Below are 13,821 nucleotides of genomic sequence, written 5' to 3' on the forward strand. Positions count from 1 at the left end.
TCGATGGGCAACAACCACAGCCCCGGACGGTGACGACCCTCCGGGGTTTTTTCGTTTTCAGGCCTGGCTGTGGATAAATGCGATGGCTTTGGCGGCGAATTCGTCCGGCGCGTCCTCCATCAGAAAATGCCCGGCATTTTCGAGGAGATATAAGCTTGAGCCGGGAATGTCGCTGTGCAGGCGATGTGCGTAAGACACCGATTGCCATTCATCCTCCGCGCCCCAGAGGATTTGCGTCGGGACGCGCAGTTCCGGCAGGCGTTCGGCATGGTCCTCGGTGTAGCGGGCGTTGTAGTGCGCCACCTGATTCTTGTAGAAGCTGACCTGGCCGATCAGGCCCGTGATCGGCGCCAGGTATTGCTCCAGCACTTCACCCTGCATGACGCTCTTGTTGAAGACCGCCATGCCGAGTTGCCGGGTCATCAAGGCCCGATGCTGCTCGGCGTCCGCTGCGGCGTGGTCGGCATGATGGTCGCGGATGTCGCGCCAGGTTATGGAAGGCCATGAGTCATAGCTGCAGATGTCGGCAATGGTCAGTGATTGCACGCGTTGCGGCGCTTCGATGGCGAGCCGGAGCGCGGTAGCGCCGCCTATGTCATGGGCGATGAGGTGCGCGTGAGGGAGTTCCCAGTGGTCCAGCAACTGTTCCAGCAGCAGCCGCTGCATCGCAATCGAGGTGTCCTGGTCCCGGGGGAATTCCGAGGCGCCGAAGCCGAGCAGGTCAAATAGATGCACCTTGAATCCCGCTTCCACGAGGAGCGGAACGACGTTGCGCCAGATATACGAATGGGCTGGCGTGCCATGCAACAGCACGACCGGCAGGCCTTCGCCATGAATGCCCGTTGCGATGCGTCGACCCTCGATGATGACGTGCTGGTTGAGCAGATTCGAAATTGCGTTCATGAGTCTGTCCTCTGAGGTGTGTTCGAACCTCAAGCCTATCGAAGGGCTTTCCATGACACCAATGACAACTTATGCTTGTGAAATTCGATTCTTGTCATAGATAGCGAGGTGGTCATGAACCAGCGATTACCCATCGACGTATTGCGGGCGTTGCGCAGCATCGTCGAACTGGGAAGTGTCACGCGGGCGGCGGAAAGCTTGAATCTCAGTCAGTCAGCGGTCAGTTGGAAGATCAAGCGTCTGGAGAAGCAGTTGGGCTGCGATCTGATTCGTCGGGAGGGTCAACGCCTGGTGGCGACCAACGAAGGCGCTGAGCTGTTGATTCATGCGCGGCGCATTCTCAATTCCCACGATGAAGCGCTGGCGCTGTTTGCCCCGTCGACGCTGCAAGGCGTGGTTCGGCTGGGGGTCACCGAACAGGCATCACTGCCGCAACTTGCGCCGCTATTGGCCAGGTTCGCCAGGCAACACGGCAACGTCGATGTCCAGGTTGTGGTCGAGCAGAGTCAGGCTTTGCGGCAGTCTCTCGTGCAGGGCGATCTGGATCTGGCACTGCATCAGGATTTTTCCTACGCGTTGAGCGCCGAGGATCACCTGTTGTGGAGTGAGCGCCTGCAGTGGTGTGTGCCAGCGGGATGGCAATACACGCCTGATGCGACGGTGTCGTTGGTGACGTATGGGCCGGGATGCTTTTACGGCAGCCTGGCGCAGGACCGGCTGCAAGCGGCGGGCATACGTTGCAAGGTGGCGGTGCAGTGCCCGTATTCGGATGGCGTGCTTTCAGCGATTTCCGCCGGCCTGGGTATCGGCATCGTGGCCGGGGGCAATATTGACCTGCGCGTTGAAACGGGTCGGGCTTTCCAGCGCAGCATGCCGCTGCCGGAAGTCGCCAACGTGTTGCGCTACAGCCAGCGCAAGCACGATCCGATCCTTCAGGCATTGCAGCAGATGTTGGCGCAAGCGCTGACGCGAACCCCTGAAGTCGCCTTGGTGCAAGGCTGAGGCTTAATCCGTCGAAAGCGCTGTTTTCGGCGGCTCTCTGCGCGCCAGGAAGGGCGGCAAATACAAACCCAGATACGCATCAAACACGCGCATGCCTTCTTCGGCCATGCGCGGCGTGATTTCGTCGTGCAGTTGCATGGACCGGGCGTAAACCCGGTCGCCCAGTTCCATCGCCAGGGCAAACACATCAACGTCGTCGGGCAGGACTGGCAGCTGGAAGTGGCGATTGAAAACTTCGAGCATCAGGTGACCCAGTTCGATGTCGTGCTGGCGGTCGGCCTGGTTGATTTCTGTGAGGCCGTGCTGGGCGAGGATCAACTGGCGAGCGGCGGCGTCAGCGTTGTAGATGTCCAGCATGCGCATTTCCACCAGCCGGGACAGATCGCGCCAGCTGTTCAGTGCTGCATGTTCGATAGGCGCTTGCAGGCAGGCACGAAAGGCCGCGTGGATATCGGCGGTCAGCGCTTCCAGCAACGCCGGGACGCTGGCGAAGAAGTGATAGACCGACGAAGGCGGAATCTGCGCCCGTTCGGCCACGCTGTAGATCGACAGACTCGCCACGCCTTCAGTCGCCAGTAACTCGCGTGCGGCATCAAGGATCGAATCGATCCGGGCCTGACTGCGTGCACGAGGTTTGCGGGCGGTGGCGGGGCGGGTCATGAAGTGGTCTCTTGGGCGGGGCTGTGGGGATTGTAACTAATTATGGGCGCGTGGAATTCCGTAGGACCGGCTTCAGCCGGGAGAGAGCCAGTACATTCGCTGCATTTCCTTGATCAGAAAAAATGCTCTCCCGGCTAAAGCCAGTCCTACGGGATCATTGCCAGGCACACATACAGATATCAAAAAAAACGCCGCAAAACCTTCAAGGCCTGCGGCGTTTTTTATGCTTCACACCTGGTTAAACGGTATGCAGATACCAGTTGTACTCAAGGTCGGAGATGGAGTGTTCGAACTCTTCCAGCTCACTTTCCTTGCAGGCGACGAAGATATCGATGTATTTCGGGTCGATATAGCGCGCCATGATTTCACTGTCGTCCAGCTCGCGCAGGGCATCGCGCAGGTTGTTCGGCAGGCTTTGTTCGTTCTGCTCGTAGGAGTTGCCTTCAACGGGCGGCGGCGGTTCGATCTTGTTGGTCAAACCGTGATGCACGCCTGCCAGAACCGAAGCCATCAGCAAATACGGGTTGGCGTCGGCACCGGCAACCCGGTGTTCCAGACGCACTGCATCGGCGGAACCGGTCGGCACGCGCAAGGCGACAGTCCGGTTGTCCAGACCCCAGCTTGGCGAATTCGGCACGTAGAACTGAGCACCGAACCGGCGGTATGAGTTGACGTTCGGGCAAAGGAACGCCATCTGCGCCGGTAGGGTCTCGAGCACACCGCCGATCGCATGACGTAATGCGGCGTTCTGCTCGGGATCCTCGCTGGTGAAGATGTTCTTGCCATCGCGATCCAGGATCGAGATGTGGACGTGAAGACCATTGCCTGCCTGACCCGGATAGGGCTTGGCCATGAAGGTCGTGTCCATTTCGTGGTCGTAGGCGATGTTCTTGATCAGTCGCTTGAGCAGTACTGCGTAATCGCAGGCCTTGATCGGGTCGGCGACGTGGTGCAGGTTCACTTCGAACTGTGCCGGGGCGCTTTCCTTGACGATAGCGTCAGCAGGAATGCCTTGTTCTTTCGCGCCTTCCAGAATGTCCTGGAGGCAATCGACGTATTCGTCGAGATCGTCGATCAGGTAGACCTGTGTCGAGTGCGGGCGTTTGCCGGAGATCGGCGAGCGTGGCGGTTGTGGGCGGCCATTCACGTTCTCCTGATCGATCAGGTAGAACTCCAGTTCGAAGGCGGCGCAGATCGTCAGGCCCATGTCATCGAACTTGCTGACCACTTGACGCAGGACTTCACGCGGGTCGGCGAAGAAGGGTTCACCTTCGATTTCGTGCATGGTCATCAACAGTTGCGCGGTAGGGCGCTTCTGCCAGGGTTCATTGCACAGGGTGTCCGGGATTGGATAACAGATTCGGTCAGCATCACCGATGTCCAGACCCAGGCCGGTGCTTTCCACCGTCGAGCCATTGATATCCAGGGCAAATAAAGAGGCAGGCAGGTTGATGCCCTTCTCGTAAACCTTATGGAGGCTGGTGCGTTCTATGCGCTTACCGCGCACCACACCATTCATATCTGCAATCAGAAGGTCAACGTACAGAACCTCAGGATGTTCCTTAAGGAACGCGTTCGCTTCGTTAAGCTGAACGGCACGCGGGGGTACCGACATGATGCAACACCTTTGTTGTTAAAAATATCAATCATCGAGCCTTACGGGATTCAGTCAATCCGAAAGCCATGATTAAGTCAATAGAGCCTTCTTTTGCCCTAAAAGGGCGCCGAAAAGCCGTTTTTGCCGCAATTAGGGGCAAGTATTGGACGCTGCAAGGACGCGGCACATCAGGCCTGGGCGGGCCGTGTTCGATTTTTTACCGCACAGTTGTGGAAAAAAATGAACAAGGCTAAGCTCGATTGCAACCCATAACAGCAACAACACGGGGGTCCTATGTCTCGCCTGCCACTGATCGGCGTCACCGCCTGCAACAAGCAGATCGGTCACCATGCCTATCACATCAGCGGCGACAAATATGTCCGGGCGGTAGCCGTGGCGGCCAAAGGCCTGCCCTTGATTCTGCCTGCCCTCGGACCCTTGCTTGATCCCGCCGAAATTCTCGCCAGCCTTGATGGACTGCTGTTCACCGGCTCGCCTTCCAATGTCGAACCCTGGCACTACAGTGGTCCTGCCAGCGCTCCGGGTACGGAGCACGATCCTGATCGCGACAGCACCACCTTACCGCTTATTCGTGCCGCCGTGGCAGCTGGTGTTCCGGTTTTGGGCATTTGCCGTGGATTTCAGGAGATGAATGTAGCCTTCGGTGGCAGTCTGCATCAGCGTGTTCACGAAACCGGAACCTTCATGGACCATCGTGAACCGGACAACGAACCGGTCGAAGTCCAGTACGCGCCGAGCCATGCCATGCATGTCCAGCCAGGCGGCGTTCTGGCCGGGATCGGGTTGTCCAGCGAGATCCGGGTCAATTCCATTCACGGGCAAGGCATCGAGCGTCTGGCGCCGGGCTTGCGCGTGGAGGCACAGGCGCCGGACGGCCTGATTGAAGCCATTTCGGTTGAAGGCAGCGAAGGATTCGCGCTGGGTGTGCAATGGCATCCCGAGTGGCAGGTGACTGCCAATCCGGATTATCTGGCGATCTTTCAGGCGTTTGGCGATGCCTGTCGAAAACGAGCGATTGAACGCGACGCCGATGCGTCACACAACTCCTGATCCTTGATCGGGACCAAGCGGGTCTGTTGAGCCTCAACAGACGCTTTATAAACCTGAGGTATTTATGAGTACCAACCTCGACCAGCTCACCGATTGGTTGAAAGAACACAAGATCACCGAAGTCGAATGCATGATTGCCGACCTTACCGGGATCACTCGCGGCAAAATCTCACCCACCAACAAATTCATTGCCGAGAAGGGCATGCGCTTGCCGGAGAGCGTATTGCTGCAGACCGTCACGGGTGATTACGTCGAAGACGACATTTATTACGAACTGCTCGACCCTGCCGATATCGACATGCTCTGCCGTCCCGACCAGAACGCGGTGTACCTGGTCCCCTGGGCAATCGAGCCCACCGCGCAGGTGATTCACGACACCTACGACAAGCAGGGCAACCCCATCGAGCTGTCGCCGCGCAACGTCTTGAAGAAAGTCCTCAAGCTGTATGCCGATCGAGGCTGGCAGCCGATTGTCGCGCCGGAAATGGAGTTCTACCTGACCAAGCGCAGCGACGACCCGGATTACCCGTTGCAGCCGCCGATTGGGCGCTCCGGTCGCCCGGAAACCGGTCGCCAGTCGTTTTCGATTGAAGCGGCCAACGAGTTCGACCCGCTGTTCGAAGACGTGTACGACTGGTGCGAGCTGCAAAACCTCGATCTGGACACCTTGATTCACGAAGACGGCACCGCGCAGATGGAAATCAACTTCCGTCACGGCGATGCCTTGTCCCTGGCCGACCAGATTCTGGTGTTCAAACGCACCATGCGCGAAGCCGCGCTCAAGCATGATGTGGCCGCCACGTTCATGGCCAAGCCAATGACCGGCGAGCCGGGCAGCGCCATGCATTTGCACCAGAGCATCATCGACATCAAGACTGGCAAGAACATCTTCTCCAATGAAGACGGGACCATGAGCGAGCTGTTCCTGCATCACATAGGCGGCCTGCAGAAATTCATTCCCGAGCTGTTGCCGCTGTTCGCGCCCAACGTCAATTCATTCCGCCGCTTCCTGCCCGACACTTCTGCGCCGGTTAACGTTGAGTGGGGCGAAGAAAACCGCACCGTCGGCCTGCGCGTGCCGGATGCCGGGCCGCAGAACCGCCGCGTGGAAAACCGCTTGCCCGGCGCCGATGCCAATCCGTATCTGGCAATTGCCGCGAGCCTGCTGTGTGGTTTCATCGGCATGGTCGAAGGCCACAACCCAAGCGCGCCCGTGGTCGGACGTGGTTATGAGCGGCGCAACCTGCGTCTGCCGTTGACCATCGAGGACGCGCTGGAACGGATGGAAAACAGCAAGACCATCGAGAAATACCTCGGCAAGAAATTCATCGTCGGCTACGTCGCCGTCAAACGTGCCGAACACGAAAATTTCAAGCGCGTGATCAGTTCATGGGAGCGGGAATTCCTGCTCTTCGCCGTCTGATTCAGCAAAAAAAGGGCTTTTAGGAGTTCCAGGGTAGGAGGGGACTTGTCCCCGATGACGTCATCCCGGACGGTGTCATTTTCTGGATATGCCGGTGTCAGGCCGAACGCCTTCGGGGACAAGTCCCCTCCTACCGGACCCACGTTTGCTGTGCGCCAGCGCGACGTCATAACGAGGGGATCTTCTACAGGAATACAAGCATATGGAGTGCTACAAATGAGTACCAACAACCCGCAAACCCGCGAATGGCAGGCCTTGAGCAGCGAGCACCACCTGGCCCCGTTCAGTGACTACAAACAGCTTAAAGAAGTCGGCCCGCGCATCATCACCCGCGCCAACGGGGTGTATCTGTGGGACAGCGAGGGTCACAAGATTCTCGACGGCATGTCCGGCCTGTGGTGCGTCGCCATCGGCTATGGCCGCGATGAACTGGCCGAAGCCGCCGCCAAACAGATGCGTGAGCTGCCTTATTACAACCTGTTCTTCATGACGGCTCACCCGCCGGTGCTGGAACTGGCGAAGGTCATCTCGCAGATCGCCCCGCAAGGCATGAACCACGTGTTCTTCACCGGTTCCGGTTCGGAAGGCAACGACACGATGCTGCGCATGGTTCGCCACTATTGGGCGATCAAGGGCCAGCCGAACAAGAAAACCATCATCAGCCGGGTCAACGGCTATCACGGCTCGACCGTGGCGGGCGCGAGCCTGGGCGGCATGACGTTCATGCACGAGCAGGGCGACTTGCCGATTCCGGGCATCGTACACATCCCGCAGCCATACTGGTTCGGCGAGGGTGGCGACATGAGCCCCGACGAGTTCGGTGTCTGGGCCGCCGAGCAGCTGGAAAAGAAAATCCTCGAACTGGGCGTCGACAATGTCGGTGCTTTTATTGCCGAACCGATCCAGGGCGCCGGTGGCGTAATCGTGCCGCCAGCCAGCTACTGGCCGAAGATCAAAGAGATTCTGGCCAGGTACGACATTCTGTTTGTCGCCGATGAAGTGATCTGTGGTTTCGGGCGTACCGGCGAATGGTTCGGCAGCGATTTCTATGACCTCAAGCCAGACATGATGACCATCGCCAAAGGCCTGACCTCGGGTTACATCCCCATGGGCGGCCTGATCGTGCGCGACGAAATCGTCAAGGTGCTCAACGAGGGCGGCGATTTCAATCACGGCTTTACCTATTCCGGGCATCCGGTTGCGGCAGCGGTGGCGCTGGAGAACATTCGCATTCTGCGCGACGAGAAGATCGTCGAGCGGGTGAAAGCGGAAACGGCACCGTATTTGCAAAAGCGTTTACGTGAGCTCAACGACCATCCGTTGGTGGGCGAAGTCCGGGGTGTGGGCCTGTTGGGGGCAATCGAGCTGGTCAAGGACAAGGCAACGCGCGAGCGTTACACCGGCAAAGGCGCAGGCATGATTTGCCGAACCTTCTGCTTCGACAATGGCCTGATCATGCGAGCGGTGGGTGACACCATGATTATCGCGCCACCATTGGTGATCAGTTTTGCGGAAATTGACGAGCTGATCGAGAAAGCGCGCAAGTGTCTTGATCTGACATTGGCGAAGTTGCAGGGCTAGGCTTTGATAACCCCGTAGGACCGGCTTTAGCCGGGAGGGCGGCGTCCGCTTGAAACATCGGTCAGGCAATTGCCAAACTATGGCTAGAAGCCGCTACCTAACAACACTGGAGCTGTATACATGAAAAAATTTGGCAAGACCCTCCTGGCACTGTCCCTGATGGGCGTTGTGGCCGCTGCTGCTCAGGCCGATGACAAAGTGCTGCACGTGTATAACTGGTCCGATTACATCGCGCCGGACACTATTTCCAAATTCGAAAAAGAGTCGGGCATCAAAGTCGTTTATGACGTGTTCGACAGCAACGAAACCCTTGAAGCCAAGCTACTGGCCGGCAAGTCCGGTTACGACATCGTCGTGCCGTCGAACAACTTCCTCGCCAAGCAGATCAAGGCTGGCGTCTATCAGGAGCTGGACAAGTCCAGGCTGCCCAACTACAAAAACCTGAATACCGCGCTGCTCAAGGCCGTATCGGTCAGCGACCCGGACAATAAACACGCCTTCCCGTACATGTGGGGCTCGATTGGTATCGGCTTCAACCCGGACAAGGTCAAGGCTGCATTGGGTGCCGACGCGCCGACCAATTCCTGGGACTTGCTGTTCAAGCCCGAGAACGCTGCCAAGCTGAAATCCTGTGGCATCAGCTTCCTGGATTCGCCAACCGAAATGTTGCCGATTGCCCTGCATTACCTGGGCTACCCAACCGACTCCCAGGACAAGAAGCAGCTGGCCGAAGCCGAAGCGCTGTTCCTGAAAGTTCGTCCATCGATTGGTTACTTCCACTCGTCCAAGTACATCTCCGACCTGGCCAACGGCAATATCTGCGTCGCGGTCGGTTATTCGGGTGACATTTACCAGGCCAAATCCCGGGCTGAAGAAGCCGGTGGCAAGGTCAAGGTCAGCTACAACATTCCCAAAGAAGGTGCTGGCAGCTTCTACGACATGGTCGCCATTCCCAAGGATGCCGAAAACGTCGCAGGCGCCTACAAGTTCATGAACTTCCTGATGCAGCCGGAAATCATGGCTGAAATCACCAACGAAGTGCATTTCCCGAACGGTAACGAAGCGTCGACGCCTTTGGTCAACAAAGACATCACCAGCGACCCGGGCGTTTACCCGCCCGCTGATGTGTTGGCGAAACTGTACGCCATCGCCGATTTGCCAGCCGCGACCCAGCGGATCATGACCCGCAGCTGGACCAAGATTAAATCGGGTAAGTAACTGCGGTTGATTAACCTCTGTAGGACCGGCTTCAGCCGGGAGAGCGTCGGTACACTCACACGATGAATGTCGTCAGGAGTAACGCCCTCCCGGCTAAAACCGGTCCTACGAGCGATTTGGCAGTTCCTGAGCGCGATCCAAACCCTTGTCATATAAAGTTTTTTTGCAGTACGAGGTCATCAAAGGTAAGTTGCGCGCCGGTTTACCGACCCACAGTCCAGCTCGGCGACACGGGCACCAGACCCCATACAGAAAAAGGATTGTTCACGTGTCTATTTCCTTATTTGCCAAATCCATGCTCGCCGCCGCCACCCTGACCCTTACGGTCGGTGCCCAGGCAGAATCCGTCGTGCATATTTATAACTGGTCCGATTACATCGGCACGACAACGTTGGCGGACTTCGAAACCACCAGCAATATCAAGCCGATGTACGATGTCTTCGACTCCAACGAAACCCTGGAAGCCAAGCTGCTGGCGGGGCGCACCGGCTATGACGTGGTGGTGCCGTCCAATCACTTCCTCGGCAAACAGATCAAGGCCGGTGCTTTCCAGAAACTGGATAAGACCCAGCTGAGCAACTATCAGAACCTTGATCCGGCGCTGCTCAAGCGGCTGGAAAAAAACGATCCCGGCAATCAATATGCCGTGCCGTATCTGTGGGGCACCAACGGCATCGGTTACAACGTCGACAAGGTCAAGGCGGTGCTGGGCGTCGACAAGATCGATTCCTGGGCCATGCTCTTCGAGCCTGAAAACATCAAGAAGCTGTCGAGTTGCGGCGTGGCCTTCCTCGATTCCGCCGATGAAATGCTCCCGGCGGTGCTCAACTACATGGGCCTGAACCCCAACAGCACCAACGAAGCCGATTACAAAAAGGCCGAAGCCAAGCTGATGGCGGTCCGTCCTTATGTCACTTATTTCCACTCTTCGAAATATATTACCGACCTGGCCAACGGCGACATCTGCGTAGCTGCCGGTTTCTCTGGTGATGTGTTCCAGGCCAAGGCTCGTGCGGCCGAAGCGGGCAAGGGCGTGAACATTGCCTACGCTGTGCCCAAGGAGGGCGGCAATCTGTGGTTCGACATGCTGGCGATTCCGGCCGACGCCAAAAACGTCAAGGAAGCTCACGCCTTCATCAATTACCTGCTCAAGCCTGAAGTGATCGCCAAGGTCAGCGATCAGGTCGGTTACGCCAACCCGAACCCGAAATCCGGTGAGTTCATGGACCAGGACATCCGCACCGACCAGGCCGTTTATCCGTCGCAGGAAGTGCTGGACCGGTTGTTCGTGAACAGCGAGCTGCCACCCAAGGTGCAACGTCTGATGACCCGCAGCTGGACCAAGGTCAAGTCGGGCAAATAAAAATCCAGCGCCCGGCTGCATTGGTCGGGCTGCGAATCTGTTGGGAGTTCCACCCATGGCAGTTGCCTCCGGCGCCTACAAGAAATCACTCGAAGGCGGTCAGCAACCAAAGCAGGTGCTGGTCAAGATCGATCGGGTCACGAAGAAATTCGACGAGACGATTGCGGTGGACGATGTGTCCCTGCAAATCAACAAGGGCGAGATCTTCGCCTTGCTGGGCGGTTCGGGTTCGGGCAAGTCCACGCTGTTGCGCATGCTGGCGGGGTTCGAACGACCTACCGAAGGCCGGATTTACCTGGATGGCGTCGACATTACCGACATGCCGCCGTACGAACGTCCGATCAACATGATGTTCCAGTCCTACGCGCTGTTTCCGCACATGACTGTCGAGCAGAACATCGCCTTCGGCCTGCAACAGGACAAGCTGCCGAAAGCTGAAGTAAGCGCCCGCGTCGAAGAAATGCTCAAGCTGGTGCAGATGACCCAGTACGCGCGCCGCAAGCCGCATCAATTGTCCGGCGGCCAGCGGCAGCGGGTCGCGCTGGCGCGTTCTTTGGCCAAGAAGCCCAAGCTGCTGCTGCTCGACGAACCCATGGGCGCGCTGGACAAGAAACTGCGCTCGCAGATGCAACTGGAACTGGTGGAAATCATCGAGCGGGTCGGCGTGACCTGCGTAATGGTGACCCACGATCAGGAAGAGGCCATGACCATGGCCGAGCGCATCGCGATCATGCACCTGGGCTGGATCGCGCAAATCGGCAGCCCCATCGACATCTACGAAACGCCGACCAGCCGTCTGGTCTGTGAATTCATCGGTAACGTCAATCTGTTCGAAGGCGAAGTCATCGAGGACATGGAAGGCCATGCCTTGATTCGCAGCCCGGAACTGGAGCGCAATATCTACGTCGGTCACGGCGTAACCACGTCGGTTGAAGACAAGCACATCACCTACGCGCTGCGTCCGGAAAAACTGCTGGTCACCACCGAGCAACCATCCTTCGAGTACAACTGGTCCCGGGGCAAGGTTCACGACATCGCGTATCTGGGCGGCCACTCGGTGTTCTACGTGCAACTGCCGTGCGGCAAGCTGGTGCAGTCGTTCGTGGCCAATGCCGAGCGCCAGGGCACGCGACCTACCTGGGGCGATGAAGTCTTCGTCTGGTGGGAAGACGACAGCGGCGTGGTACTGCGCTCATGAAAATCCGCAAAATAAAAAGAGCCCTCAATCGAATAACGCCCGGTGGCCGGCAGTTGGTGATCGGCGCGCCGTTCCTCTGGCTGTTCCTGTTCTTCGCCTTGCCGTTCATCATCGTCATCAAGATCAGCTTCGCCGAAGCTGACGTCGCAATCCCGCCTTACACCGAGATTTTCAGTTACGCCGAACAGAAGTTCGAAGTGATCCTCAACTTCGCCAACTACGCGCTGCTGACCGGCGATGATTTGTACATTTCGGCGTATCTGGGCTCGCTGAAAATGGCCTTCTTCAGCACGCTGTTGTGCCTGGTGATCGGCTTTCCCATGGCCTACGGCATCGCCACGGCGCGTAAGGAAATGCAGACCGTTTTACTGCTGCTGATCATGATGCCGACCTGGACCGCGATCCTGATCCGGGTTTACGCGTGGATGGGCATCCTCAGCAACAACGGCCTGCTTAACGCGTTCCTGATGTGGCTGGGCTTTATCGACGAGCCCTTGCAGATTCTCAATACCAACCTGGCGGTCTATATCGGCGTGGTCTATTCGTACCTGCCTTTCATGATTCTGCCGCTGTACGCCAACCTCGTGAAACATGATACGAGCCTGCTGGAGGCCGCATCCGACCTGGGTTCGAGCACCTTCAACAGCTTCTGGAAAATCACTGTGCCGCTGTCCAAGAATGGTGTGATTGCCGGCTGCATGCTGGTGTTCATTCCGGTGGTGGGCGAGTTCGTCATTCCCGAGCTGCTGGGCGGCCCGGAAACCCTGATGATTGGTCGCGTGCTGTGGCAGGAATTCTTCAACAACCGCGACTGGCCGGTGGCGTCCGCGCTGGCGGTGGTCATGCTGTTGATCCTGATCGTGCCGATCATTCTGTTCAACCGCAGTCAGGCCAAAGAGCTGGAGGGCAGGGCATGAGAAGCTTTCGATTCTCGAACATGATGCTGATCCTCGGCCTGTTGTTCATCTACGCGCCGATGGTGATTCTGGTCATCTATTCGTTCAACGCCTCGAAACTGGTGACGGTATGGGGTGGCTGGTCGGTGAAGTGGTACGTCGGCCTGCTGGACAACACGCAACTGATGGGCTCGGTGATGCGCTCGCTGGAAATCGCCACCTACACGGCCATTGCCGCAGTGGCGCTGGGCACCATGGCGGCGTTCGTACTGACGCGGGTGACACGCTTCAAGGGCCGCACGTTCTTCGGCGGCCTGGTGACTGCGCCGTTGGTGATGCCCGAAGTGATCACCGGTCTGTCGTTGCTGCTGCTGTTCGTGGCCATGGCGCAATTGATCGGCTGGCCGCAGGAACGCGGCATCGTGACGATCTGGATCGCCCACACCACGTTCTGCGCGGCGTATGTGGCGGTGGTGGTGTCGGCGCGTCTGCGTGAGCTGGACCTATCCATCGAAGAAGCGGCCATGGATCTCGGCGCGCGGCCGTGGAAGGTGTTCTTTCTGATCACCATCCCGATGATCGCGCCATCGCTGGCGGCGGGGGCGATGATGTCGTTCGCCTTGTCGCTGGACGATCTGGTGCTGGCGAGCTTTGTTTCCGGTCCCGGCTCGACGACCTTGCCGATGGAAGTCTTCTCCGCCGTGCGTCTGGGCGTGAAGCCGGAAATCAACGCGGTGGCGAGCCTGATCCTGCTGGCGGTTTCCATGGCGACTTTCCTGGTCTGGTTCTTCAGCCGCCGCGCGGAAAACCAACGCAGGAAAGCCATCCAGCAAGCCATCGAAGAAAGCGCTGCCGACACCTACAAACAGCCCGATCCACGCCGGGCGGCTGCGCCGGTTTGATTTAAGC

General features: G+C 58.1%; 12 protein-coding genes. 9 read left to right on the forward strand and 3 right to left on the reverse strand.

Translation table 11 applies throughout. The annotated features are described in order from the left end of the window. Window positions 1–57: 57 nt before the first annotated feature. Window positions 58–903, reverse strand: coding sequence for an alpha/beta fold hydrolase (locus CFII64_RS15610; protein ID WP_020291766.1), 846 nt, complete (start codon window positions 901–903; stop codon window positions 58–60). Between the two features lie 114 nt (window positions 904–1,017). Between CFII64_RS15610 and CFII64_RS15615 the strand changes: the two genes are divergently transcribed. Then, a complete protein-coding gene (locus CFII64_RS15615; RefSeq protein ID WP_020291767.1) occupies window positions 1,018–1,905 on the forward strand; it encodes a LysR family transcriptional regulator in 888 nt (295 codons plus the stop codon). Window positions 1,906–1,908: 3 nt separating this feature from the next. Here the strand turns inward: CFII64_RS15615 and CFII64_RS15620 are convergent, their stop codons facing one another. Next, complete coding sequence (locus CFII64_RS15620) at window positions 1,909–2,565, reverse strand: TetR/AcrR family transcriptional regulator (RefSeq protein ID WP_020291768.1); 657 nt, start codon at window positions 2,563–2,565, stop codon at window positions 1,909–1,911. A gap of 238 nt (window positions 2,566–2,803) precedes the next feature. Beyond that, window positions 2,804–4,180 (reverse strand): glutamine synthetase family protein, encoded by a 1,377-nt coding sequence (locus CFII64_RS15625; protein ID WP_020291769.1) that lies wholly within the window; start codon window positions 4,178–4,180, stop codon window positions 2,804–2,806. Window positions 4,181–4,456: 276 nt separating this feature from the next. On the opposite strand from CFII64_RS15625, the gene CFII64_RS15630 reads away from it, so the two are divergent. The 8 genes from CFII64_RS15630 (at window position 4,457) to CFII64_RS15665 (ending at window position 13,814) form a co-directional block, all read left to right on the forward strand. After that, complete coding sequence (locus CFII64_RS15630; RefSeq protein ID WP_020291770.1) at window positions 4,457–5,233, forward strand: gamma-glutamyl-gamma-aminobutyrate hydrolase family protein; 777 nt, start codon at window positions 4,457–4,459, stop codon at window positions 5,231–5,233. Window positions 5,234–5,297: 64 nt separating this feature from the next. Continuing rightward, window positions 5,298–6,656: a glutamine synthetase family protein gene (locus tag CFII64_RS15635; protein ID WP_020291771.1), complete on the forward strand. Its 1,359-nt coding sequence runs from the start codon at window positions 5,298–5,300 to the stop codon at window positions 6,654–6,656. 216 nt (window positions 6,657–6,872) lie between these two features. Then, window positions 6,873–8,237: an aspartate aminotransferase family protein gene (locus CFII64_RS15640; protein ID WP_020291772.1), complete on the forward strand. Its 1,365-nt coding sequence runs from the start codon at window positions 6,873–6,875 to the stop codon at window positions 8,235–8,237. Window positions 8,238–8,357: 120 nt separating this feature from the next. Next, on the forward strand, window positions 8,358–9,455 hold the full coding sequence (locus CFII64_RS15645) for a polyamine ABC transporter substrate-binding protein (RefSeq protein WP_020291773.1): 1,098 nt from the start codon (window positions 8,358–8,360) through the stop codon (window positions 9,453–9,455). Between the two features lie 268 nt (window positions 9,456–9,723). Further along, window positions 9,724–10,818, forward strand: a complete 1,095-nt coding sequence (locus CFII64_RS15650; RefSeq protein WP_020291774.1) for a polyamine ABC transporter substrate-binding protein — start codon at window positions 9,724–9,726, stop codon at window positions 10,816–10,818. A gap of 55 nt (window positions 10,819–10,873) precedes the next feature. Further along, window positions 10,874–12,016: a polyamine ABC transporter ATP-binding protein gene (gene potA / locus CFII64_RS15655; RefSeq protein WP_020291775.1), complete on the forward strand. Its 1,143-nt coding sequence runs from the start codon at window positions 10,874–10,876 to the stop codon at window positions 12,014–12,016. Beyond that, complete coding sequence (locus CFII64_RS15660) at window positions 12,013–12,933, forward strand: ABC transporter permease subunit (RefSeq protein ID WP_044901424.1); 921 nt, start codon at window positions 12,013–12,015, stop codon at window positions 12,931–12,933. Before potA ends, CFII64_RS15660 begins: the two co-directional genes overlap by 4 nt. Continuing rightward, the gene (locus CFII64_RS15665; protein WP_020291777.1) at window positions 12,930–13,814 is read left to right on the forward strand and encodes an ABC transporter permease subunit; all 885 of its coding nucleotides are present in this window, start codon (window positions 12,930–12,932) and stop codon (window positions 13,812–13,814) included. Before CFII64_RS15660 ends, CFII64_RS15665 begins: the two co-directional genes overlap by 4 nt. The last annotated feature ends 7 nt before the right edge of the window (window positions 13,815–13,821 follow it).

Source organism: Pseudomonas sp. CFII64, from assembly GCF_000416235.1.
Lineage (GTDB): Bacteria > Pseudomonadota > Gammaproteobacteria > Pseudomonadales > Pseudomonadaceae > Aquipseudomonas.